We start from the raw sequence: 24,951 nt of genomic DNA on the forward strand, positions 1-24,951 counted from the left end.
AATTCAGAACTGATAACCGATGCCGGCGTAGTAACCCCAGCCGTTGGAACGTGCACGGAAGTTGCCGTCGCCGAAGTTCAGCTCGCTGCCGTCCTCCCAGTTGCCGCCGTTGTGAAAGTAACGGCCGACCAGGGTGAAACGCAGGTGGGTGAAGGAGTACAGCAAGACGTTGGTCGCCACCGTGGCATTGGCGGTGCGCGCCGGGTTGTCCTTGTGCAGGTCCGAGCCGAAATCGAAGTTGGTGAAACCAATGTAGGTCAGCGAGGCACCGTTGCTGAATTTGTCGATCGGCACGATGTACTTGAGCTGCGCACGGTAGCCGTCCCACGAATATTCATTGCTGGCGCCGTAGTTTTCCCACTGGTAGCGCCCGTAAAGGTTGGCCGACAGATTGACCCGCGAGTGGGTGTCGATGTCGGTACCCAGACCGCTGTACAGCGTGTTGGCGCGGTTTTCCTTGCGGCTGCCGTGGTCGTAGATCCAGTCGAACGCCACGTACCATTCCTTGAACGGCCCGATGGCCAGGCTGCGGCCGGCGAGGTAGTCGATGGAGATGCGCGGCTCATGCTCCATGAACACCGGCGAGCCGTGATCCCACACGCCTTTGTCGTGGCTGTTGCCGATGTTGAAGATCTTCGGAATGTCGATGTAGCCGTACAGCTCGAACGGGCCCTTGCGCCCGAAGTATTCGTATTCCAGGTAGATATCGTCGGCCGGTTGCGGGCCGAAGCTGATGTCCTTGCTGCCGATCAGCATCAGGTCCTGGTTATACCAGTCCGACAGGTACGCGCCTTTTTTCGGCGGGCTGGCTTCGGGGCTCAAGGCTTCGCCCTGGGCGGATTCTTCGGGCAGGGCAGGTTGCGCCAGCGCCGTGTGGCTGAGAACTCCGGTAACGCCGGCCAGTAGCAGGGAAACAGCAACGGTGCGCGCACCACGACGGCGGCGGCAGGAAGAGACGTGCATTCAAAGTCCTTTTTGCGGATCAGGGCCCGGTTTTTCGGGGTTGTACGGTTTTGTTACGAAAATGCGGTCAACAGCGACTCGCAAACGTTTGCACAAGCCGTACCAATTTTCGCAATGCCCTGAAAAATAGATCAATTCGGTGGTTTATCTGGCCCCTCGGTCAGGTGTAGGCCTGGCCCGTATCAAATCCCTCAAAACCGTGTTCAGAACGGCTGGAAGTATCACCGCAGCGCCTTATCGCACAAAAGTATTAACACTATTTAATCAATGCCCCATCGCAGGGCATCAACTAGCGTGTGTCTGGAATAGACGGTTTATCTGATGACCGTCATACGCTTGATACGCGTGTTGGATCTTGCCGCCGTCGCACGCCTTCAAGGATGAAATTGGCCACGAAAGGAGTAACCCGTGGAAGCAAGGTTTGGTGTCGCCCTCGTTTCGCGCTTTTCCCCACTTTCCCTTGCAGTGCACCTGAGCGTCGCCGGACTTCTGTTCGGCGGGGTCAGCGAGCAGGCGTTCGCCACCTGCTCGGCCGCGGGCTCCACGATCACCTGTTCGGGTGTTCCGACTCTGCCGCTGTTTCTCAATGACTACAGCAGCGCCAGCAGCGGCGTGACGGTCAACGTCACCAACGGCGCGCAGATGAACGCGACGCTGGGCGGCAAGGTGATCAACCTGACCGGGGCCAACATCAACCTGAACAACTCCGGCACCCTCGACCCGGCCTTGCTCGGCCTGGTGTCGATTCTCAGTGGCGGTGCGTTCATCGGCACCGGCGCGACCAGCACGGTGAGCATCGCCAACAACACCACCGGGATCATTCGCGGCACTGGCATGTTGCTCGGCCTCAACCTGACCAGCATCGACGGTCTGGGGATTGCCGTGAACAACTCGGTGTCGGGCACGACGACCATCACCAACGACGGCACGATTACCTCGACCGGGCTGTCGGTCGGCGGGATCACTCTGGCCGATACCCCGGTGGTCGGGGTGTATGGCGGTTCGCAAGTCAACATGACCAACAGCGCCAGCGGCACGATCAACGGCCGGATGGCGTTCGAAACGTCAGTGGCGGGCAACACCTTCACCAACGCTGGTAACATCACCGGCGGTTTGTCGATGGGGGCGGGCAGCACCAACACCTTCTACGCGATCACCGGTTCCAGCGTTAACGTCGGTGACGGCGTGCAAGTCTCCGTCGGCCTTGGAGGCCTGATCGGCGTCAACCTGACCTTCGCCCCGACCGGCACGATCGATGGGGGCGCGGCGGGGACCAACACGCTGATCCTGCAAAACCCGATCGGCCTCGGCGGCGGCACCACCGGGACCGGTACGGCGTCCAGCGCGGTCTATGTCAACTTCAACAACCTGACCCTCAACAGCGGCACCTGGACTTTGCAGGGCCCGTTGGTCAGCGGTGCGACCACCCTCAATGGCGGTGTCGCGCAGTTCAACGACAACGGTGCGTTTGGCAGCGGTGTGCTGACGTCCAATGGCGGGATCCTTCAGGCCAGCAACGCCGGTTTGACCCTGGCCAACCAGATCAATCTGGGCGCCAGCGGCCTGACCCTGCAGGGCATCAACGGCATGACCCTCAACGGTGTGATCTCCGGTACCGGTGGCCTGACCAAGATCGGCAGCGGCCAGATCAACCTCAACGGCATCAACACTTACACCGGCAACACCGTGCTCAACGGCGGTGTGGTGCTGGTGGGCAACAACCAGGCGTTCAGCACTGGCGGTATCACCGTCGGCGGCTCTTCGAGCATCTCGGCGACGGCGCCGATTTCGCTGGCCAACGCGATCACGCTCAACAGCACCCTGACCGCGACCGGCACCGGTGCACTGACCCTGGGCGGGGTGATCAGCGGCGCCGCCAACCTGACCAAAACCGGCAGCGGCAGCCTGACCCTCAACGGCATCAACACCTACACCGGGATCACCAGCCTCAGCGCCGGCACCTTGCGCGTGGGCAACAACAACGCGTTGGGCACCGGGGTGCTCAACACCAGCAACGGCACCAGCCTCGACAGCACCGGCAACGTGACCCTGGCCAACAACGTCGGCATCACCGGTGCGTTGAACGTGCTCGGCAGCAATGCCCTGACCCTGGCCGGCATCGTCTCCGGCACCGGCGCGATCACCAAGAGCGGCAGCGCCAGCCTGACTCTGACCGGCAACAACACCAACAGCGGCACCACCGCGCTCAACGGCGGCACCTTGTTCGTCGGCAGCAACACCGCCCTCGGCACCGGCGCATTGAACGCTGCGGCCGGCACCACACTGGATGCGACCACGGCGGTAACCCTGGCCAACGCAGTGGCGCTGGCGGGCGGGCTGACCATCGGCGGCACCCAGGCGCTTGGCCTGAGCGGCGTCATCAGTGGCGCCGGCAGCCTGATCAAGGGCGGCACCGCGAACCTGACCCTCAGCGGCAACAACACCTTCTCCGGCGGTACCACGCTGAACAACGGGACGCTGATCGTCGGCTCCAACACCGCGCTCGGGACCGGCGCGCTGACCACGGCGGCGGGCACCACCCTCGACGCCAGCACCACCGTGGCGCTAAGCAATGCGGTCGCCCTCGGCGGCAATCTGAACATTGCCGGTAACGCCAACCTTACCCTTGGCGGCGTGGTCAGCGGCAGCGGCGGGCTGACCAAGAACGGCGCGGCCAACCTGATTCTCAACGGCGCCAACACCTTCAGCGGCGGCACCACGCTGAACGCCGGCACCCTGACCGTCGGCAACGCCGCCTCACTGGGCAGCGGCGCCCTGACCGTCGCCAATGCTGCGACACTCGACAGCAACACCTCGGTCATCCTCAACAACAACGTCGCCCTCAACGGCAACCTGTCCATCGGCGGCAGCAACGGCTTGATTCTGGGCGGCGTGCTCAGCGGCGCCAGTCAGTTGATCAAGAACGGCACCGCCAACCTGACCCTCAACGGCGCCAATACCTTCACCGGTGGTACCGTGCTCAACGCCGGCAGCCTGACCGTAGGCAACGGTGCGGCACTTGGCACCGGCACGCTGACCGTGGGCGGGGCGGGCGCAACGCTCAACAGCAGCGCCAACGTGACGCTGAACAACGCCATTGCGCTGAACTCCAACCTCACCGCCGGTGGCGCCAACCCGCTGACCCTCGGCGGCGTGATCAGCGGTGGCAGCAACCTGATCAAGACCGGTTCTTCGACCCTGACCCTGACCGGCAACAACACCTACACCGGGGCTACATCGCTGAACGCCGGGACACTGATCGTCGGCTCCAACACCGCACTCGGCACTGGCGTGCTCAATGCCGGCAACAACACCACGCTGGACGCCAGCACCGCGACCAGCCTGGCCAACAACGTCAACCTCGGCGGTAACGTGACCATCGGCGGCAGCAATGCGCTGACCCTCGCGGGCGTGGTCTCCGGTGTCGGCGGCCTGACCAAAAGCGGCCCCGCCGACCTGATTCTCAACGGCGCCAACACTTACTTCGGCAACACCGCACTCAACGTCGGCAAGCTGATTGTCGGCAGCAACACCGCGCTCGGCAGCGGCGCATTGAACGCCGCGGCGGGCACCACGCTGGATACCAACACCGCCGTCACGCTGGGTAATCAGGTCAACCTGGCCGGTGCGATGAACGTGGGTGGCAGCGCAGACCTGACCCTCACCGGCACTGTCGCCGGAGCCGGCAGTCTGGTGAAAAACGGTGCGTCCAATCTGAACCTCAATGGCACCAACACTTACGTCGGCGGCACCACCCTGAACGCCGGTACAGTGACCGCCGGCAACAGTTCGGCCCTCGGCACCGGCGCCTTGACCGTCGGCGGCGCAGCAACCTTCGACAGCAGTTCGCCGCTGGTCAGCCTGGCCAACGCGGTCGTGCTCAATGCGGCACTGAGCGTCGGCGGCACCCAGGACCTGACCCTCGGCGGTGTGATCAGCGGCGCTGGCCAGTTGATCAAGAACGGCGCGGCCAACCTGACCGTCAACGGCACCAACACCTACAGCGGTGGCAGCACCCTCAACGCCGGTACGCTGACACTGGGCTCTGCCGCTGCCTTGGGCAGTGGCGGCCTGACCGTTGGTGGCGCTTCGACGCTGGATACCAGCACCGGCATGAGTGTCGGCAACAACATCACCCTCAACGCCGGCCTGACCCTGGCCGGCAGCAACACCCTGAACCTCAGCGGCGTGATCGATGGCGCCGGCAGCCTGACCAAGGACGGCTTCGGCGACCTGACGCTCAGCGGCAACAACACCTTCACCGGTGCGCTGAACATCGCCTCCGGCAGCGTCACCACCGTGAGCAGCGGGGCGCTGGGCAATACCTCCGGCGCCAACATCAGCGCCGGTGCCAATCTCTATCTCAACAGCAGCGCCAGCCTCAATGGCTTGAGCGGCAGCGGCAGTGTGCAGATCGCCGGCGGCAACACCCTGACCGTGGGCGGCCTGAGCAATACCAGCACCTTTGACGGCGACCTCGGTGGCAGCGGTGTGTTGACCAAAGTCGGTACAGGGACCTTGAACCTCACCGGCAGCAACGGCCTTACCAGCAACACGAATGTCAACGCCGGTACGCTGAATCTCACCGGTTCGCTGGCCAGCACCCAGCTCAACGTCAACAACGGCGCGACTCTCACGGGTACCGGTTCGGCGCTTGGCGTCATCACTGTCAACAGCGGTGGTCATCTGGCGTTGTCTTCGGGCAATACCTTGTCCACCTCGTCGCTGATCCTCACCGCCAACAGCAATGTCGACGCGAGCCTGGCCACACCATCGACCAGCTCGCTGATGAACATCGGCGGCAACCTGACCCTCGACGGTAATCTCAACGTCACCGATGCCGGCGGTTTCGGTGTCGGTGTCTATCGCCTGTTCAACTACATCGGCGCGCTGACCGACAACGGCCTGACCGTGGCCGGCGTGCCGGTGGGTTACGGCCTCGGCGACATCCTCGTGCAGACCCTCGGTAACCAGGTCAACCTGGTGGTGTCTGCGCCGAACACCAACCTGCGTTTCTGGGACGGCAGCCAGACAATCCCCAACGGCACGGTGGATGGCGGCACTGGCACCTGGGATGCCGGCGGCACCAACTGGACCAATTCCAACGGCACGCTGAACCAGACCTGGGCCGGCGACTTCGCGGTGTTCCAGGGCACGGCCGGCACGGTGTCGGTCAACGGCACGCAACTGTTCACCGGGATGCAATTCCTCACCAATGGCTACAACGTGGTCAACGGTACGTCGGGTCTGCTGACCGCCGTCAACGGCAGCGGTGGCACCACGGCGATGCGGGTCGATCCGGGCGTGACCGCCACGGTCGGCGTGAACATCGACGGCAGCGGCATCCTCAACAAACTTGATGCCGGTACCCTGGTGCTCAACGGCGCCAACAGCTACACCGGCGGCACCCAACTGGATGGCGGCACCCTGGTCGTCGGCAGCAACACCGCGCTGGGCACTGGCGCGTTGATCGCCAATGCCGGCACGCAACTCGACAGCAACACCGCCGTGACCCTGACTAATGCGACCACGCTGAACGGTAACCTCACCGTGCTCGGCAGCAATGCGCTGACCCTCAACGGTGTGATCTCCGGCACCGGCGGTTTGATCAAGAACGGTTCGGCCAGCCTGACCCTCGGCGGCAACAACGCCTTCCTCGGGCCGGTGGCACTGAACGCGGGCGGTCTGATCCTGGCGTCGAACAGCGCGCTGGGCTCGGCCACCCTGAACGCGGCCAACGGCACCACCCTCGATGCCAGCGGCACCTTCAGCGCGGCCAACGCGATCAACCTGGCGGGCAACCTCGCTATCGTCGGCAGCAACGATCTGACACTCAGCGGTGCCATCAACGGCGCCGGCAGCCTGACCAAGAACGGCGCGGCCAACCTGATCCTGAGCGGGGCCAACAACTTCCTCGGTGGCGTCACCCTCAATGCCGGCACCCTGACCGCCGGCAGCAACGGCGCCCTCGGTCTGGGCAACCTGACCGTGGCCGGTGCCTCGGCGCTGGACAGCAACACCTCGGTGTCGCTGGGTAACAACGTGGTGCTCAACGCCAACCTGACCAACACCGGCAACAGCGATGTGGCCCTCAGCGGCGTGGTCAGCGGCACCGGTGGACTGATCAAGAACGGCGCCTCGAACCTGACCCTCAACGGCATCAACACCTACAGCGGCGGCACCACGCTGAACGCCGGCACCGTGACCCTCGGCACCTCGGCGGGCCTCGGCTCCGGCGCGGTGACCGTGGCGGGCGCCTCGACCCTCGACACCACGGCGCCGCTGGTGCTGGCCAACAACCTCAACGTCAATGCCAACCTCAGCGTGGCGGGCAACAACAACCTGACCCTCGGTGGCGTGATCGCCGGGGCGGGCACCCTGATCAAGAACGGTCTGGCCGACCTGACGCTGACCGGCAACAACACCTTCAGCGGCACCTTCGACGTGCAGGCCGGCAGCCTGACCACCTTGGGCAACTCGGCACTGGGCAGCAACGCCGGGGTTAATCTTGGCGCTGCGGCAACCCTCAACCTCGGCGGTTCCGGCAGCCTCGCCAGCCTGACCGGTAGCGGTACCGCACTGATCGGCGGCGGCAACACCCTGAGCATCGGTGGCAACAACGCCAGCAGTATTTTCGACGGCGTGCTGACCGGCACCGGCGAACTGAGCAAACTCGGCACCGGTACGCTGACCCTGACCGGCCTCAACAGCCTGACCGGCAATACCACGGTCAACGCCGGCACCTTGAACGTCAGTGGCTCGCTGGACAGCGCCAGCGTACTGGTCAACAGCGGCGGTACCCTGACCGGCGGCGGCTCGCTCGGCGGGGCGGTGGCCGTGGCGGATGGCGGTCATCTGGCCGGCGCCACCGGCAGCACGCTGTCGGTGAATTCGCTGGTGTTCAACGCCAACTCCAACTTCGACGTCGGACTTGGCGCACCGGTGTCCGGTGGCGGCAACGCGCTGGTCAACGTCGGTGGCAACCTGACCCTCGACGGCACCCTCAACGTCAGCGACATCGGCGGTTTCGGCAGCGGCGTGTACCGGTTGATCAACTACACCGGCGGCCTCACCGACAACGGCATGCTGATCGGCACCGTGCCGGGCAGCGTCACCCCGGGCGACCTGACCCTGCAAACTGCACTGGCCAACCAGATCAACCTGCTGGTCACCGCACCGGGCGTCACCGTGCAGTTCTGGGACGGCAACCAGCTCGTCGCCAACGGTTCGGTGGATGGCGGCAGCGGCACCTGGGGCACCGGCACCACCAACTGGACCGATGTCAACGGCACCACCAACCAGGCCTGGACCAACAGCTTCGCGGTGTTCCAGGGCGCGGCGGGCACCGTGACCGTCAACGGCGCGCAAACCATCACCGGCATGCAGTTCGTCACCGATGGCTACAGCCTGCAGAACGGTACGGCCGGTTCGCTGAATCTGGTCAACGGTTCGCTGGGCAATGCCACCGTGCGGGTCGATCCGAACGCTACAGCGACCATTGGCGTCGCGCTCAACGGCGCCGGCACACTGGGCAAATACGACACCGGCACCCTGGTGCTAAACGCCGCCAACGGCTACACCGGCGGCACCGCGCTCAACGGCGGCAAGATTGTGGTCGGCAACAACGCCGCCCTCGGCACTGGCGTATTGACCGCCGCCAACGGCACGGCGCTGGACAGCAACACGGCAGTCAGCCTGGCCAACGATGTGGTGCTCAATGGCGGACTCACCGTTGCCGGTTCCAACGCCTTGACCCTCGGCGGCGTGGTCAGCGGCAGCGGCAGCCTGATCAAGACCGGCCCATCGAGCCTGACGCTCAACGGCAGCAACACCTACAGCGGCGGTACCCAACTCGCTGGCGGTACGCTGGTTCTGGGCAACAACAGCGCGATCAGCAGCGGTGCACTGAGTGTGTCGGGCAATGGCACCCTCGACAGCACCTCGGCGCTGCAACTGGCCAACGCCATCAACCTGGGTGCGCAATTGACCCTGGCCGGCAACCAGAACACCACGCTGATCGGTGCGATCACCGGCAGCGGCAGTCTGGTGAAAAATGGCAATGGCGATCTGCTGCTCAGCGGCGCCAATACCTACAGCGGCGGCACCACGCTGAACGGCGGCAGCACCCGTGGCGACACCAGTAGCCTGCAAGGCGCCATCGTCAACAACGCGACGCTGACCTTCGAGCAAAACAGCGACGGCAGCTACACCGGCAATCTGACCGGCGCCGGCATCCTGAACAAAACCGGCACCGGCGCCTTGCTGTTGACCGGCAACAACACCTTCACCGGCAACACCTCGGTGCAGGCCGGTACGCTGAACGTCAATGGTGTGCTCAACAGCGCCAGCGTCGATGTCGCCAGCGGCGCGAAGATCGGCGGCAGCGGACAGTTCGGTGGCGCCGTGCAACTGGCCAACGGTGCGACCCTGCTGGGTGGCGGCAGCGCGACTCCGTTGTCGGTCGGATCCCTGGCGTTGTCTTCGGGGACCAATCTGGACTTCACCCTCGGCTCGGCCACCAGTTCCACAACCGTGGTCAATGTCGCCGGCAACCTGACCCTCGACGGTACGCTGAACATCACTAACGCCGGCGGCTTCGGCACCGGTGTGTATCAACTGTTCAGCTACGGCGGCACGCTCACCGACAACGGTCTGGTGTACGGCAGCCTGCCGGTTTCGGCGGCCAATCTGACCCTGCAAACCGCGCTGGCCAACCAAGTCAACCTGTTGGTACAGAACACGCCGGGCGAAGTGCAGTTCTGGAACGGCGGCAAGACCAACCCGGACGGCAGCATCGGTGGCGGCAGCGGCGTGTGGGGCCCAAGCACCAACTGGACTGACCCGACCGGCACTCAGGCACTGGGCTCCAATGGCCAGTTCGCGGTGTTCGGCGGGCAGGGCGGGACGGTCACGGTGCAGGGCAATCAGAACTTCACTGGGCTGCAATTCCTCGTCAACGGCTACAGCCTGGTGCCGGATGCCGGCGATACGCTGACCCCGGTCAACGGGCCTGGCGGCACCCCGGCGCCGATCCGCGTCAATGCCGGTGCCACCACGCAAATCGATGTGCCGCTGATTGGCACTGGCGGGATCGAGAAACTCGATTCCGGCACATTGATTCTCACCGCGGCTAACACTTACAGCGGTGGCACCACCGTCAGCGGCGGTACGCTGATCGGTAACACCACCAGCCTGCAAGGCAACATCATCGACAATGCTTCGCTGGTGTTCCAACAGGACACCGACGGGAAGTTGAACGGTCGTTTGAGTGGCGTCGGCGCACTGTCCAAACGTGGCGTGGCGCGGCTGCTGTTGACCGGTGATCAACCGTTCAGCGGCACCGTGTCGGTGGATCAAGGCGTGCTGCAAGTCGGCAGCCGTGCGGCACGGGCATCGCTGGGCGGACAAGTGACCGTGGCCAACGGCGCAGCCCTGAGCGGTAACGGCAGCGTCGGCTCGGTGGTCAACCACGGTGTGGTGGCCTCCGGTGGCGGTGACGGTACCTTGAGTGTGGCGGGCAACCTGACCAACGCCCCGGACGGCGTGCTGGCCCTGACGGTCAGTTCGCCAACCGCGACGCCTCTGGCCGTCGGCGGCACGGCAACCCTGGGCGGTGGCCTGCAGGTGAACAGCCTGGCGCCGTTCACCGGCAACACTGTGTACTCGCTGATCACCGCCGGCGGTGGCGTGAATGGCACGTTCAGCGCCGCGGATCTGCCGCAATACGCGTTCCTCGATACGGCGCTGGTGTACAGCCCTGACGCGGTGAACCTGGTGGTCAGCCGCAACGGCAATTCGTTCGCCGACGTTGCCGCCACCCGCAACCAGCGCAACACCGCTTCGGCGTTGATGCGCAACGGTCCGGCGGGCGCTGCGTTGCAGAACGAAATCGTCAACCTCAGCGTGGCCGGTGCGCGTCACGCTTTCGACAGTCTGTCGGGGGAAATCCATGCCAGCACCGCCAGCGCGGTCCTCGAGGATTCACGTTTCGTGCGTGAAGCGGTCAATGACCGGATGCGTCAACCGACTTGCAGCGCATCGGACGATCCACGCCGGACCCTGGCACCGAGCGACACCCAGCTGAGCAGCAACGGTTGCCACGGTGAAATGGTCGGCTGGGCCCGTGCCATCGGTGCCTGGGGCGACATGGGCGGCGACAGCAACACGGCGAAAGTCGATCGCAGCCTCGGCGGTTTCATGCTCGGCACCGACAAGCAGCTCGACGATCAATGGCGCGCCGGGATGGCCGCGGGCTACACCCGCGGCAACCTCAACGCCCATGATCGCAACTCCGATGCCAAGGTCGACAGCTACCACCTGGCGGCGTATCTGAGTTCGCAGTTCGATGCCCTGGCCGTGCGCCTCGGCGCGGCTTACAGCTGGCACAGCATCGAGACCAAACGCGACGTCAGCGTCGGTGCCTACAACGACCGTCTGAAGGCTGACTACGATGCCCGCAGTGCCCAGGTGTTCGGTGAAGTGGGTTACGCCATCAATGCAGCCGGCGTGGCCATCGAACCGTTCGCCGGCCTGGCCTACGTCAACTACGACAGCGACACCGCCAAGGAAAAAGGCGGAGTGGGGCGCCTGAAAGGCGATGCCGATCAGGACATCACCTACTCGACCCTCGGTGTGCGCATCGGCAAGTTGGTGACCCTGGCCAACGGCAGTCAACTGACCCCGCGCGCAGCCATCGGCTGGCGGCATGCCTACGGCGACACCAAGCCGGATGCCGACCTGACCTTCATCGACGGCGGCGCGTCGTTCAGCACCCAGGGTGTGCCGATCGCCAAGGACAGTGCGCTGCTCGAAGCCGGCGTGGACTTCCAGATCAGCCCGACCGGCAAGCTCGGCATCGGCTATTCGGGCCAGGTGTCCAGCGACAACAACGACAGCGCAATGACCATCAGCTTCAGCCAAAGCTTCTGATCGTGGTCGAAGCACTTTGACCGCCCGAAAGGGCGGTTTTTTTTGCTCGGCAATCCCCTCTGCTAGAATCCGCCCCATTCCCAGCCAGAGGTTGCCCCATGAGCGAACCCATCCGTCTGACCCAATACAGCCACGGTGCCGGTTGCGGCTGCAAGATTTCGCCGCAGGTGCTGGAAGTGATTCTCGCCGGCAGCGGCGCGCAGAACCTCGACCCGAAACTGTGGGTCGGCAACGCCTCGCGCGATGACGCGGCGGTGTATGAAATCGATGCCGAACGCGGTGTGGTGTCGACCACCGACTTCTTCATGCCGATCGTCGATGACCCGTTCGACTTCGGCCGTATCGCCGCGACCAACGCCATCAGCGATATCTACGCCATGGGCGGTGACCCGTTGATGGCCATTGCGATTCTCGGCTGGCCGGTGAACGTGCTGGCGCCGGAAGTGGCGCGAGAAGTGATTCGCGGTGGTCGCGCGGTATGCGACGCGGCGGGTATTCCGTTGGCCGGTGGCCATTCGATCGATGCGCCGGAGCCGATCTTCGGCCTGGCCGTCACCGGTCTGGTGGAAAAGCGCTTCATGAAGCGCAACGACACCGCCACCGCCGGGTGCCTGCTGTACCTGACCAAACCGCTGGGCATCGGCATCCTCACCACCGCGGAAAAGAAGGGCAAGCTGCGTAACGCCGACATCGGCGTGGCCCGGGACTGGATGTGTACGCTGAACAAGCCCGGCAGTCGTTTCGGCAAGTTGTCCGGGGTTACCGCGATGACCGACGTCACCGGTTTCGGGCTGCTTGGGCATCTGGTGGAAATGGCCGACGGCAGCCACCTCACCGCGCGCATCGCCTATGACCGCGTACCGCGTCTGGACAGCGTCGAGTACTACCTTGATCAGGGCTGTGTCCCCGGCGGCACCTTGCGCAATTTCGGCAGCTATTCAAGCAAGCTCGGGCGCGTTCAGGAACTGCACAAGCGGGTGCTGTGCGATCCGCAGACCAGCGGCGGCCTGCTGCTGGCCGTGACCCCGGAAGGCAACGCCGAATTCCTCGCAGTGGCCGCAGAGCTGGGCCTGAACCTGTCGCCGATCGGCGAAATGGTCGAGCGACAGACCCACGCAGTCGAGGTGATTTGATGCTCCGCGACTGCACCGATTACCGCGACATTTTCCTCAACGACCGGCCGCTGATGGATGCCCGCGCGCCGGTCGAGTTTCACAAGGGCGCGTTCCCCGGGGCGGTCAATCTGCCGCTGATGAATGACCTCGAACGGCAAAAGATCGGCACCTGCTACAAACAGCATGGCCAGCAGGCCGCCATCGAACTGGGCCACCATCTGGTGTCCGGTGCGGTGAAGGCTGAACGCATCGAGGCCTGGGCCGAATTCGCCCGGGCCCATCCAGACGGATATCTCTATTGCTTTCGCGGTGGCCTGCGCTCGCAGATCACCCAGCAGTGGCTCAAGAGCGAGGCCGGGATCGACTATCCGCGCATCGGTGGCGGCTACAAGGCCCTGCGCAACTTCCTGATCGACACCCTTGAACAAGCGTTGACCCAATGTGATTTCGTGCTGCTGGGCGGCATGACCGGCACCGGCAAGACCGAACTGCTGGTGCAATTGCGCAACAGCCTGGATCTGGAAGGACACGCCAACCATCGCGGCTCCAGCTTCGGCAAGCGCGCCACCGGTCAGCCGTCGAACATCGACTTCGAAAACCGCCTGGCCATCGACCTCCTCAAGAAACGCGACGCCGGTATCGATCAGTTCGTCCTTGAAGACGAGAGCCGGGTGGTGGGCAGTTGCGCGCTGCCGCTGCCGTTGTATCAGGGTATGCAGCAGTACCCGATGGTCTGGCTGGAAGACAGCTTCGAGGATCGGGTGCAGCGGATCCTGCGCGATTACGTGGTGGACCTGTCGGCCGAGTTTTCGACGGTGCATGGCGAGCAGGGTTTTGCGCTGTTCTCTGAACGCCTGCTCGAGAGCCTGAACAATGTGCAGAAACGTCTGGGCGGCGAACGCCATCGGCGGATGCTGCTGTTGATGGAAGACGCACTGGCCGAGCAGGGGCGCAGCGGTTCGGTGGACTTGCACCGGGGCTGGATCGAGGGGTTGCTGCGTGAATATTACGACCCGATGTATGTGTTTCAGCGCGAGAAGAAGGGCGCGCGGATCGAGTTTGCCGGGGAGTGCGGGGCAGTGATCGAGTATCTGCGCCAGCGGTTGAATCAGAAGCCTTGAAGCGAGAGCCCCGGCAGGGGCTCCACAAAACTCAGGTCGGGCAAGTGACCTTGCCGTTGTCCAGCCCCTGCTTGTAGCTGTGGCTCTGCAGGCTGGCCTTGCCGTTGTGCCAGGTCAGGGTCAGCACGTACAGCGAGTCATAGTCGCCGGATTCCCAGTCTTCGGTGATGGTCTGTTTCTCGCCCACCGCCTTGCCGGCGACCTTGTTGATCAGCTCCGGCAGGTAGCCGTGTGACCACGCGGTGTAGATGATCGAGTTGTGGTACTTGTCGGCGATCAGTTCCCGGGCCAGGTCGCTGGTGTCATTGGCCGAGAACTCGATGTTCACCGGCAGGCCGAGCTTGATCGCGGCGGGGCTGATGGTCATCAGCGGGCGGATGTAGCTGTAGGAGTTGTCCAGCTCGCCTTCCTCGACATTGCGCGTCGGGTTGGCGGCGAACACGTAGTCGGCCTTGCCGAATTTCTCCGGCAGCAGGGTCGACAGCTCGATGGCGCGGTTCAGGCCCTGGCAGTTGAGCTGGCCGAGGCCCCCGGCAGGTTTTTCCCCGTGGCGCAGGAAGATCAGGGTCTGGGTGCCGTCCACCGGTTGCGCGCGGCTTTCGCTGGATTCGAGGGACAGGAACAGCGCGCTCATCGCCAGCAGCGAGGGCAGGGCAACGTAGGCGCGATGTTTGAAGCGTCTGGCGACTTTCATCAAGTTCGTCATGAGATAAGGATTCTTCAGCGTGTTTGGTTAAGGCTGACAAACCTCTGCACCACGGGCTGCCGGAGCCGGGTGTCTTCCCTGTCTTGATTGGCTTTCTTGGAGCCCTCACAGGCCTTTTGGTTCGATCCGATTGCCGGGACGCACTCTAAAGGCAACGCTGAACGGCTTGAGTGGAGGTTAGCGACAGGATGTTGCGGAATTAAGAAAGCGACAAAAAGAACCCGAGCCAGCGCGGAAAACGTGGATTATGCTCAGGCCTTTCATTTTGTGACTGGATGCTACACATGACCGATCTGTCCGCGTTCCCGATCACCCAGAAATGGCCGGCGCAATACCCTGACTGGATTCAGCTCTATTCCTTGCCGACCCCCAACGGCGTCAAGGTCTCGATCATGCTCGAAGAGATCGGTCTGCCCTACGAGCCGCACCGCGTGGGCTTCGACACCAATGATCAGATGTCCCCGGAATTCCTGTCGCTGAACCCGAACAACAAGATCCCGGCGATCCTCGATCCTCACGGCCCGGAGGACAAACCGCTGCCGTTGTTCGAGTCTGGCGCGATCCTGATTTACCTCGCCGACAAAAGCGGCCAGTTGCTGGCCCAGGAAGGCGCGCTGCGTTACGAAACCATTCAGTGGCTGATGTTCCAGATGGGCGGCATCGGCCCGATGTTCGGCCAGCTCGGTTTCTTCAACAAATTCGCCGGCAAGGATTACGAAGACAAGCGTCCCCGCGACCGTTACGTCGACGAAAGCAAACGCCTGCTCAGCGTCCTCAACACCCGCCTCGAAGGGCGCGACTGGATCATGGGCGTGCGCTACACCATCGCCGACATCGCCACGTTCCCGTGGGTGCGCAACCTGATCGGGTTCTATGAGGCGGGCGATCTGGTCGGCATCAAGGACTTCCCGAACGTCACCCGGGTGCTGGAGCGTTTTCTGGCACGGCCGGCGGTGGTGCGCGGGTTGACCATCCCTTCATAAGTCGGTGTGAGCCGGGTGCGCACATTATTGCGTGCCCGGTAATGCACTGTTGATTGATCCAGGTTTGTACCCCGTCCCCCGCAAGGCATAAGCTTCGCCCCCTACGACTTTCGTCTCATCTGCCCGTTTTTCAGGAAAGGCCCCATGTCCAGTCAGTTCCCCGAAGCACGTCCACGCCGTCTGCGCCGCAATGCGAGCCTGCGCAGCCTGTTCCAGGAAACCGAGTTTTCGCTTAACGATCTGGTGCTGCCGATCTTCGTTGAAGAAGAGATCGACGACTTCGTGCCGATCAAAAGCATGCCCGGTGTGATGCGCATTCCGGAGCGCAAACTGGCCGGCGAGATCGAGCGTTATGCCCGTGCCGGGATCAAGTCGGTGATGACCTTCGGCGTGTCCCATCACCTGGACGCCAACGGCAGCGACACCTGGCGCGAAAACGGTCTGGTGTCGCGCATGTCGCGGATCGCCAAGGACGCGGTGCCGGAAATGATCGTGATGTCCGACACCTGCTTCTGCGAGTACACCGACCACGGCCATTGCGGCGTGATGCACAACCATGAAGTCGACAACGACCAGACCCTGATCAACCTCGGCAAGCAAGCCGTGGCCGCCGCCCGTGCCGGTGCCGACGTGATCGCGCCGTCGGCGGCAATGGACGGCCAGGTGCGGGCGATTCGCCGGGCACTGGACGATGCCGGCTTCACGCAGATTCCGATCATGGCCTACTCGACCAAATTCGCCTCGGCGCTCTACGGCCCGTTCCGCGAGGCCGGTGGCAGCGCGCTGAAGGGCGATCGCAAAAGCTATCAGATGAACCCGATGAACCGCCGCGAAGCCCTGCGCGAATCGTTGCTCGACGAGCAGGAAGGTGCCGATGCGCTGATGGTCAAACCGGCCGGCGCGTACCTCGACATCATCCGCGACATCCGCGAAGCCTCGAACCTGCCGCTGGCGGCGTATCAGGTCAGCGGCGAGTACGCGATGATCAAGTTCGGCGCCCAGGCCGGGGCCATCGACGAAGACCGCGTGGTACGCGAAAGCCTCGGTGCGATCAAACGCGCCGGTGCGGATCTGATCTTCACTTACTTTGCGATGGACCTGGCGCTGGCCGGGATCTGATCTTTCAGGGGCAATTGAAAAACGGCCGGATCCCGTGATCACGGAAGTACCGCTCGATCACCTTCGGATCCGCGCTGTTGTCGGCAATCGCCACGTAGGTGTCCGGGCGCAGCAGGTAAAAGCCGTTGCGCCCCAGTCCCGCCGTTTCAAACGCCGGGCGCCAGTCGAACACGTGCAGCGGCAAGTGATGCTCATTGCACCAGGCGATCATCTCGTCGCTGGTGTCGCCGTACACATGCACCTGCCAGCACGGGTTGCGCAACGGTTCGTAATTGTCCCCCTCGCCATCATGGGCCCAAGGCAAGCGGTCGCCGCCGTGGACGTGCCCGGCCACGCCTTCACTCAGTGCCATGCCCCGATAGTTGACGGTGATTTGCGACACCGTGCGAAACAGGAATTCGCGGCTGGTCTCGAATGAGGCCATTTTCGGGATCACGAACGGTGCCAGCCGTGTGCGCAACAGATCGGCCATTCGCCCTTCGGCGGTGACGAAACTGAAGACCTTGTCGGTAGTCGACACCAGGCGCCGGGCGAAGGCGATGCGCTCGGTTTCGTAGCTGTCGAGCAACTTTGGCGTGGCTGCGCCGCCGAGCACCGCCGCGAGTTTCCACGCCAGGTTGATTGCATCGCCGATGCCGGTGTTCATGCCTTGACCGCCGGCGGGGCTGTGCACGTGGGCCGCGTCGCCAAGCAGAAACGCCCGGCCCTTGCGAAAGTGATCCGCCACCCGGTGATGCACGCGGTAGGTGGAGAACCAGTTGACGTCCTCGATGTGCACGTTCAAGTGTTCGATGGCGCGGCTGCTGACATCGGAAAATTCCAGGGTTTCGGCGCGATCCGCACGTTCGTCGCGCACGGTGCCGATCAGTCGCGCGTGACCTTCGCCGGCCAGCGGGAACACCGCGAGAAAATCTGCTTCGTCCAGATCCAGATGCAATTCGCCGTTGAGTGCCGGGCCGCTGGCCTTTACGTCGGCAACGTAAAAAATCTGCTGATAGGTGCCACCGGGGAAACCGGTGTCGAGGGTCTTGCGCACCACCGACCGGGCGCCGTCACAACCGGCCAGGTAACAGGCCTGGCAAATCTCCTGTTCACCATCCGGCAGACGCAAATGGGCGGTGAGGCCGTCGCCGTTTTCCGTGAAGCTCTCCAGCGTCGTGTTGCGCTCGACCGTCACGTCGTAGTCTTCGAGACGGTCGATCAGCAACCGCTCGTGTTCGTCCTGCGGGTAGATTTCCAGAAAGGCATACGGCGTCAGGCCTTCGCCGATCCGGTTCAGCGGCAGCTGCGCCACGGGTTTGCCCTTGACCCAGAAATTCGCCGCCGCCACCCGATGCCCGTTGCGCACCACGGCTTCGGCGAGGTCCAGTTGCCGGTACAGTTCAAGCGTTCTCGCCTGCACCGCCAGCGCTCGCGAGGTGGTGCCTGGGCCGGAGGTCTTGTCGAGGATGCGCACGCGCACGCCCAGTTTGCTCAGCCACAGGGCCAGTACCAGTCCGGTGGGGCCCGCGCCGATGATCAGAACGTCACTGCGGTTCATGGTCTGTCCTCCTCGCGTGCCCTTTGCCACTGAGTGTGCAGCAGCAAGTATGGATCAGCGGGCGGGCACGGCCAGTTGGCCTGCCAAACGGGGCGATGGAACAGCGCCGCCGGCCCGCAGTCCTATCCTGCAACCCGGGATTGGGCGTAGGGTAAACCCGGCTCAACGGACTTTATGGAGCGTTATGCAAAGCCCTCGATTATTTCTCAGCCTCGCCGCGCTGCTGGTGCTGGCCGGTTGCGCCGGGCAGCGCAGCCAGGAGCCGGCCCCGCGCGCACCGGCCGAGGTCAAGGCGCAGATCGTGCGCCTGCTGCCGGCGAAAACCGCCGACCGCCAGGGCTGGGCCACGGACATCTACACCGCGTTCGCCGCCCAGGGCATCAGCCCGACCACGCAAAACCTGTGTTCGGTGCTGGCCGTCGCCGAGCAGGAGTCCACCTTTCAGGTCGATCCGCCGGTACCCGGCCTGGGCAAGATCGCCCGCGACGAGATCGACCGGCGTGCCGCCAAAGTGCACATCCCGAGCCTGCTGGTCAGTGGCGCCTTGCAGGTGCGCTCGCCCAACGGCAAGAGCTACAGCGAACGCCTGAGCGCAGCACGTACCGAGAAAGACCTGAGCGCCATTTTCGATGACTTCATCGGCATGGTGCCGATGGGGCGCACGCTGTTTGGCGGTTTCAACCCGGTGCACACCGCCGGGCCGATGCAGGTCAGCATCGAATTCGCCGAGCAGCACGCCAAGGGTTATCCGTATCCGGTGAACGGCACGATTCGCCACGAAGTGTTCACCCGCCGAGGCGGCATGTACTTCGGCATCGCTCATTTGCTGGGGTATCCGGTGAGTTATCGCGAGCCGCTGTACCGCTTCGCCGACTTCAACGCCGGGTGGTACGCCAGTCGCAACGCGGCGTTTCAGAATGCGGTCAGTCGTGTGTCGGGTGTGCCGCTGGCGCTGGATGGCGACCTGATCCGCTACGACTCGATCATGCCGGGCACCACCGAAATGGCGGTGCGCACGCTAGGCAAGTCATTGGGCATGCGAAATCCGCAGATCCGCGATCAGTTAGAGAAGGGCAACACCCTGGGATTCGAAGAGACCAAGCTGTATCAACGGGTCTTCGAACTGGCGGACAAGGCCGAAGGCAAATCATTGCCGCGAGCGGTGCTGCCGGGGATTGTCCTGCAAAGCCCGAAGATCACCCGCAAACTGACCACCGCGTGGTTCGCCAAACGGGTCGACGAGCGTTATCGGCGTTGCATGGCCCGGGACTGACGACTCGGTCATCGGCTCGCGGCGGCGATATCCGCCGCGCCTTCTACACTCCTGAGCAGACGGGAGTCGCTATTTCGAGGGGGGAACATGTATCAACTTTACGGCCACAGGAATTCAGGGGCAGCGGCCATCGAGGCCGCGCTCGAACTGTGCCAGATCGCTTATCGCTTCATCGACACCGAAGCCAGCGCCGAAGCGGCGCAGGAACTGGCCAGGCTCAATCCGCTCAAGCAGATTCCGACCCTGCAACTGCCCGATGGCAGCGCCCTGACCGAAAGCGCGGCGATCCTGATTCACCTGGGGCTGAGCTTTCCCAAGTCAGGCCTGCTGCCGGCCGATACCGCTGATCGTGACCAGGCCATTCGCGGACTGGTGTACATCGTCAGCAATTGCTACGGAGTCATCGGCGTCATCGATTACCCCGAGCGCTGGCTGGTGATGCCGGACGAAGCATCGCGGCAGAACCTGATGGCCGGCGCCCGGGAGCGATTGCACTGGATGTGGGAAGTGTTCGCCGACCAGTTTTCCGCCGAGCTGTACCTGGACGATGAAACACCGGGCGCGCTGGATGTGTTGGCGGCCGTGGTCACGCGCTGGGCCGGCACCCGCGAACACTTGCGCCAGGCCCGGCCGGGGTTTTATGCGTGGCTGCAACGCATCGACCGGCACCCGGTGCTGGCGCCGGTCTTTGCAAGGCATTGGCCCGGTTGATCATTCCCCGCGAATGTATTGCTCCAGCTGTTTGATCAGCTCGGCCTGTTCGGCAATCGCTTCCTTGACCAGGTCGCCGATCGACAGCAGGCCCAGCAGTTTGCCGTTTTCCACCACCGGCAAGTGACGAAGGCGTTTGTCGGACATGATGCTCAGGCAGGTGTCGACGGTCTGGTGGGTGTCCACCGTGATCACGTTCGCCACCATGATGTCGCGCACTGGTGTGCCTACCGAGGAGCGCCCGTGCAGCACCAGTTTGCGTGCGTAATCGCGCTCGCTGATGATGCCCACCACTTTTTCGTCTTCCACCACGAGCAAGGCGCCGACGTTTTTCTCGGCCATCTTCATCAGCGCTTCGAGCACCATGTGATCGGGCTTGATCTGGTGCACTTCCTGATTTTTCTGATCTTTGAGCTTGAGCAGCTGGGCGACGGTTTTCATGGCGGTTACTCAGGTGTTGTCGTTGTTCTCCAAGCATCGTAGACCGTGGCGCGCAGAGCAAGGTCGCAAAACGGCAGATAACACGCAAAAAACGTCATTTGACGGTTTTTTCCTGGCGAGGCCTTTGCCACCGGAGGCGGCAATGCCGCGTAGAATGCCTGTCTGAATCAATTCTTGAGGTCGCAGTGGTGGATTTACAGCAGGGCTTCGTCCTGACCCGGCATTGGCGTGACACCCCGGCCGGCACCGAAGTCGAGTTCTGGCTGGCGACCGACGCCGGGCCGCGCCGCGTACGCCTGCCGCATCAGCCGTCGGTGGCGTTCATCCCGGCGGCGCAGCGCGAGCAGGCCGAGCGGGTGCTGGCGGGCGAAAAGAACGTCGAACTGCGCCCCCTGGCCTTGCAGGATTTCGAACATCGCCCGGTGCTCGGGCTGTATTGCCAGCAACACGGGCAGCTGATGCGTCTGGAAACCGCGCTGAACCGTCACAATGTCGACGTCTTCGAAGCCGATGTGCGACCGCCCGAACGCTACCTGATGGAGCGTTTCATCACCGCGCCGGTATGGTTCAGTGGCACGCCCGATGCCAAGGGTGTGCTGCTCGACGCCCACCTCAAGCCTTCGCCCGACTATCGCCCGCAACTGCGACTGGTCTCGCTGGACATCGAAACCACCGAGCAGGGCGAGTTGTATTCCATCGCGCTGGAAGGCTGCGGCGAGCGCCAGGTGTACATGCTAGGCGCGCCGAACGGTGATGACAGCATCGTCGACTTCGACCTCGAGTACTGCGAATCGCGCACCCTGATCCTGAAGAAACTCAACGACTGGTTCGCCCGCCACGACCCCGACGCGATCATCGGCTGGAACCTCGTGCAGTTCGACCTGCGCGTCCTCCACGAACACGCCCGACGCCTCGGCGTGCCGCTCAAACTCGGGCGCGGCGGCGAGGAAATGCAGTGGCGCGAACACGGCAGCCGCACTCATTACTTCGCGGCAGCGGCGGGGCGGTTGATCATCGATGGCATCGAATCCCTGCGTTCGGCGACCTGGAGTTTCCCGTCGTTCAGCCTGGAAAACGTCGCCCAGACCTTGCTCGGCGAGGGCAAGTCCATCGACAACCCGTACCAGCGCATGGACGAGATCAACCGCATGTTCGCCGAGGACAAACCGGCACTGGCCAAGTACAACCTCAAGGACTGCGAGCTGGTCACGCGGATCTTCGCCAAGACTGAACTGCTGAAGTTCTTGCTGGAACGCGCCAGCGTCACCGGTTTGCTGGCGGATCGCAGCGGCGGTTCGGTGGCGGCGTTCACTCATTTGTACATGCCGTTGATGCACCGTCAGGGGTTTGTGGCGCCGAACCTTGGTACCAATCCTCCGCAGGCCAGCCCCGGCGGGTTTGTCATGGACTCGCAGCCGGGTCTGTACGAGTCGGTGCTGGTGCTCGACTACAAGAGCCTTTATCCGTCGATCATCCGCACCTTCCTGATCGACCCGGTGGGGTTGATCGAAGGCTTGCAGCATCCGGATGACGCTGATTCGGTGCCGGGCTTTCGCGGCGCGCGTTTCTCCCGCACCCGGCATTGCCTGCCGTCCATCGTCGCCCGGGTCGCCGAAGGTCGCGAGACTGCCAAACGCGAACACAACGCGCCGCTGTCCCAGGCGCTGAAGATCATCATGAACGCCTTCTACGGTGTACTCGGTTCCAGCGGTTGCCGGTTTTTCGATACGCGGCTGGCATCGTCGATCACCTTGCGCGGTCACGAAATCATGCTGCGCACCCGGCAGTTGATCGAGGCACAAGGGCATGCGGTGATTTATGGCGATACCGATTCGACGTTCGTCTGGCTGCGTCGTCCTCACGGCCAGGAGGAGGCGGCGCAAATCGGCCGGGCACTGGTTGCGCACGTCAACGACTGGTGGCGCGAGCATGTGCGCGAGCAATACGGGCTGGAAAGCGCTCTCGAATTGCAATTCGAAACCCACTACAAACGCTTCCTGATGCCGACCATTCGTGGCGCCGAGGAAGGCAGTAAAAAGCGCTACGCCGGCCTGGTGACCCGCGCCGACGGCAGCGAAGAAATGGTCTACAAAGGCCTGGAAACCGTGCGCACCGACTGGTCGCTGCTGGCCCGGCAGTTCCAGCAGGAGCTGTACGAGCGGATCTTCCAGCGCAAGCCGTATCAGGATTATGTGCGCGAGTACGTGCGCAAGACGTTGGCCGGCGAGTTCGACGAGCGACTGGTCTACCGCAAGCGCCTGCGTCGCACCCTCGACGACTACGAACGCAACGTGCCGCCGCATGTTCGTGCGGCGCGACTGGCTGACGATTACAACGCAGAGCAAGGTCGCCCCCGGCAATACCAGAACGGCGGCTGGATCAGCTACGTCATCACCCTGGCCGGGCCCGAGCCGCTGGAAGTGCGCCGCGCGGCCATCGACTACGACCACTACATCACCCGCCAGCTGCAACCGGTGGCGGATGCGATCCTGCCGTTTGTCGACGACGATTTCTCAACCCTGATCGGGGGGCAGCTGGGCCTGTTTTGAGTCCAGCAGCTGCAGGGTCCATTCATCCTGAATGCCGTGGAAGTAACGTTCCAGCGCCTGATGCCAGAGGCTGTCGTCGTCCGCGAACTGGGCGAACAGGGTCATCGATGAGTGAAATTTCAGGTCGTCCGGGTGGCCGAAAATTTCGGCAATCGAACGCTGCGGCACATTGAGCACAAGCTGCGCGCAGGTGCGCAGCCGGGCGCCGAGCAGCTCATGGGCCAGATAGGCCCGGGCTTCACCGGCGGAGCCGATGGCGAAGCGCCGGGACATCTCGCTGCCGCCGAGCCCGGCGAACTGCGGGAACACAAACCACATCCAGTGGCTGCGCTTGCGGCCCTCACCGAGCTCGCGCTGGACCCGCTCGAACACCGGGTCCTGGGCGAGCACGAAACGTTGCAGGTTGAATGGATCGTCCTGATCAGTGCTTCTCATGGCGAAGCCCTCTGTCAGTCGGCGGTGGCTCAGACCATGGCCAGCCGCTGCTTGCGTTGTGGCGCGTGAAACGCCTGGTCCAGCGCCGCCAGATCCCCGGCATCGAGTTGCAGCTGCGCCGCTTGTGCATTGAGCTGCACGTGTTCCGGGCGCACGGCCTTGGGAATCGCAATCACCCCATCCTGACGCAGAATCCACGCCAGCGAAACCTGTGCCGGGGTCACGCCGTGACGAGCGGCAATCTGTTTCAGCACCGGCTCGGCCAGCATCGCGCCACCCTGGCCGATCGGGCAGTACGCCATCAGTGGCATGCGCTGTTGTTGGCACCAAGGCAGCAGGTCGAACTCGATGCCGCGCTCTTCCAGGTTGTACAGCACCTGATTGGTCGCACAGGCCGATGAAGACAGTTCTTCGAGGTCGTCCACGTCGAAGTTCGACACGCCCCAGCGCCCGATCTTGCCGTCCTCGCGCAGGCGCTCGAAGGCCTCGACGGTTTCGTCCAGCGGATACTGGCCGCGCCAGTGCAGCAGATAGAGGTCGATGTAATCGGTGTCGAGCCGGCGCAGGCTGCGTTCGCAAGCCTGGGGAATGCCTTTGCGGCTGGCGTTGTGCGGGTAGACCTTGCTCACCAGGAACACTTGATCGCGCAGGCCGGCGATGGCTTCACCGACCACGCTTTCGGCACCGCCCTCGGCGTACATTTCGGCGGTGTCGATCAGGGTCATGCCCAGCTCGATGCCGCTGCGCAGGGCCGCCACTTCACGCTTGTGCGCCGAACGGTCTTCGCCCATGCGCCAGGTGCCCTGGCCAATCACCGGAACCTGCACGCCAGCCAGTTCGAGGGTACGCATTCAAACCTCCTATCTGAAAACGGTCGATACCTTTAAGTGGGCAGCAGGATAGCCCATGGGTTCCAAATGAGGTGTGTCGGCCCGTTGAGGCGATTATGGCGAGGTTCTGTTGCTGCGATGTATTGAAAGGGCGTTTAGGAAGTGCGCAAGAAGTTGCGCAGTTGTCCGTAATAAAATCGCGGTCAAAACCCCGGTAGGCCTTGCCAATCAAGGCT

At 63.6% G+C, this 24,951-nt stretch carries 14 protein-coding genes; 8 read left to right on the forward strand and 6 right to left on the reverse strand.

Annotated elements, in window-relative coordinates; all coding sequences use genetic code 11:
- Positions 1–3: 3 nt before the first annotated feature.
- Positions 4–963, reverse strand: coding sequence for a nucleoside-specific channel-forming protein Tsx (locus M5B44_RS25890; protein ID WP_102622591.1), 960 nt, complete (start codon positions 961–963; stop codon positions 4–6).
- Between the two features lie 408 nt (positions 964–1,371).
- On the opposite strand from M5B44_RS25890, the gene M5B44_RS25895 reads away from it, so the two are divergent.
- From M5B44_RS25895 to mnmH, 3 genes are all read left to right on the forward strand, one after another.
- Positions 1,372–11,892 (forward strand): autotransporter-associated beta strand repeat-containing protein, encoded by a 10,521-nt coding sequence (locus tag M5B44_RS25895; RefSeq protein ID WP_248740984.1) that lies wholly within the window; start codon positions 1,372–1,374, stop codon positions 11,890–11,892.
- 98 nt (positions 11,893–11,990) lie between these two features.
- Entirely contained in the window at positions 11,991–13,025 is a 1,035-nt protein-coding gene (selD, locus tag M5B44_RS25900; protein ID WP_248740985.1) for a selenide, water dikinase SelD, read from the forward strand.
- On the forward strand, positions 13,025–14,128 hold the full coding sequence (gene mnmH / locus M5B44_RS25905; RefSeq protein WP_248740986.1) for a tRNA 2-selenouridine(34) synthase MnmH: 1,104 nt from the start codon (positions 13,025–13,027) through the stop codon (positions 14,126–14,128). Before selD ends, mnmH begins: the two co-directional genes overlap by 1 nt.
- A 31-nt stretch (positions 14,129–14,159) precedes the next feature.
- Here the strand turns inward: mnmH and M5B44_RS25910 are convergent, their stop codons facing one another.
- Entirely contained in the window at positions 14,160–14,834 is a 675-nt protein-coding gene (locus M5B44_RS25910) for a histidine phosphatase family protein (RefSeq protein ID WP_134827463.1), read from the reverse strand.
- Positions 14,835–15,118: 284 nt separating this feature from the next.
- Between M5B44_RS25910 and M5B44_RS25915 the strand changes: the two genes are divergently transcribed.
- Positions 15,119–15,817, forward strand: a complete 699-nt coding sequence (locus M5B44_RS25915; RefSeq protein ID WP_248740987.1) for a glutathione binding-like protein — start codon at positions 15,119–15,121, stop codon at positions 15,815–15,817.
- 144 nt (positions 15,818–15,961) lie between these two features.
- The gene (hemB, locus tag M5B44_RS25920; protein WP_085648205.1) at positions 15,962–16,936 is read left to right on the forward strand and encodes a porphobilinogen synthase; all 975 of its coding nucleotides are present in this window, start codon (positions 15,962–15,964) and stop codon (positions 16,934–16,936) included.
- A 4-nt stretch (positions 16,937–16,940) separates the two neighbouring features.
- Here hemB and M5B44_RS25925 read toward each other — a convergent pair whose 3' ends face one another.
- Entirely contained in the window at positions 16,941–18,476 is a 1,536-nt protein-coding gene (locus tag M5B44_RS25925) for an FAD-dependent oxidoreductase (RefSeq protein ID WP_248740988.1), read from the reverse strand.
- Between the two features lie 184 nt (positions 18,477–18,660).
- Here M5B44_RS25925 and M5B44_RS25930 point away from each other — a divergent pair, with 184 nt between their 5' ends.
- Together M5B44_RS25930 and M5B44_RS25935 are read left to right on the forward strand one after the other, a co-directional pair.
- Positions 18,661–19,749, forward strand: coding sequence for a DUF1615 domain-containing protein (locus M5B44_RS25930; RefSeq protein ID WP_248740989.1), 1,089 nt, complete (start codon positions 18,661–18,663; stop codon positions 19,747–19,749).
- 87 nt (positions 19,750–19,836) lie between these two features.
- Entirely contained in the window at positions 19,837–20,460 is a 624-nt protein-coding gene (locus M5B44_RS25935; protein ID WP_248740990.1) for a glutathione S-transferase N-terminal domain-containing protein, read from the forward strand.
- Here the strand turns inward: M5B44_RS25935 and M5B44_RS25940 are convergent, their stop codons facing one another.
- Positions 20,461–20,901, reverse strand: a complete 441-nt coding sequence (locus M5B44_RS25940) for a CBS domain-containing protein (protein WP_085712511.1) — start codon at positions 20,899–20,901, stop codon at positions 20,461–20,463.
- A 188-nt stretch (positions 20,902–21,089) separates the two neighbouring features.
- Between M5B44_RS25940 and M5B44_RS25945 the strand changes: the two genes are divergently transcribed.
- Positions 21,090–23,450: a DNA polymerase II gene (locus tag M5B44_RS25945; RefSeq protein WP_248740991.1), complete on the forward strand. Its 2,361-nt coding sequence runs from the start codon at positions 21,090–21,092 to the stop codon at positions 23,448–23,450.
- Here M5B44_RS25945 and M5B44_RS25950 read toward each other — a convergent pair.
- On the reverse strand, positions 23,415–23,885 hold the full coding sequence (locus M5B44_RS25950; protein WP_085712507.1) for a DUF1810 domain-containing protein: 471 nt from the start codon (positions 23,883–23,885) through the stop codon (positions 23,415–23,417). The two genes, M5B44_RS25945 and M5B44_RS25950, sit on opposite strands and share 36 nt — an antisense overlap.
- Positions 23,886–23,914: 29 nt before the next feature.
- Positions 23,915–24,736, reverse strand: a complete 822-nt coding sequence (locus tag M5B44_RS25955) for an aldo/keto reductase (protein ID WP_134827457.1) — start codon at positions 24,734–24,736, stop codon at positions 23,915–23,917.
- Positions 24,737–24,951 lie beyond the last annotated feature (215 nt).

This window comes from Pseudomonas sp. MWU12-2029 (assembly GCF_023242425.1).
Classification (GTDB): Bacteria; Pseudomonadota; Gammaproteobacteria; order Pseudomonadales; family Pseudomonadaceae; genus Aquipseudomonas; species Aquipseudomonas kribbensis.

Excerpts from the sequence above, each read along its gene's own strand:
- M5B44_RS25910 (WP_134827463.1), bottom strand. The coding sequence starts at position 14,834 with ATGACGAACTTGATGAAAGTCGCCAGACGCTTCAAACATCGCGCCTAC.
- hemB (WP_085648205.1), top strand. The coding sequence starts at position 15,962 with ATGTCCAGTCAGTTCCCCGAAGCACGTCCACGCCGTCTGCGCCGCAAT.
- M5B44_RS25915 (WP_248740987.1), top strand. The coding sequence starts at position 15,119 with ATGACCGATCTGTCCGCGTTCCCGATCACCCAGAAATGGCCGGCGCAA.
- M5B44_RS25935 (WP_248740990.1), top strand. The coding sequence starts at position 19,837 with ATGTATCAACTTTACGGCCACAGGAATTCAGGGGCAGCGGCCATCGAG.
- M5B44_RS25930 (WP_248740989.1), top strand. The coding sequence starts at position 18,661 with ATGCAAAGCCCTCGATTATTTCTCAGCCTCGCCGCGCTGCTGGTGCTG.
- M5B44_RS25950 (WP_085712507.1), bottom strand. The coding sequence starts at position 23,885 with ATGAGAAGCACTGATCAGGACGATCCATTCAACCTGCAACGTTTCGTG.
- mnmH (WP_248740986.1), top strand. The coding sequence starts at position 13,025 with ATGCTCCGCGACTGCACCGATTACCGCGACATTTTCCTCAACGACCGG.
- selD (WP_248740985.1), top strand. The coding sequence starts at position 11,991 with ATGAGCGAACCCATCCGTCTGACCCAATACAGCCACGGTGCCGGTTGC.
- M5B44_RS25890 (WP_102622591.1), bottom strand. The coding sequence starts at position 963 with ATGCACGTCTCTTCCTGCCGCCGCCGTCGTGGTGCGCGCACCGTTGCT.
- M5B44_RS25940 (WP_085712511.1), bottom strand. The coding sequence starts at position 20,901 with ATGAAAACCGTCGCCCAGCTGCTCAAGCTCAAAGATCAGAAAAATCAG.
- M5B44_RS25955 (WP_134827457.1), bottom strand. The coding sequence starts at position 24,736 with ATGCGTACCCTCGAACTGGCTGGCGTGCAGGTTCCGGTGATTGGCCAG.
- M5B44_RS25925 (WP_248740988.1), bottom strand. The coding sequence starts at position 18,476 with ATGAACCGCAGTGACGTTCTGATCATCGGCGCGGGCCCCACCGGACTG.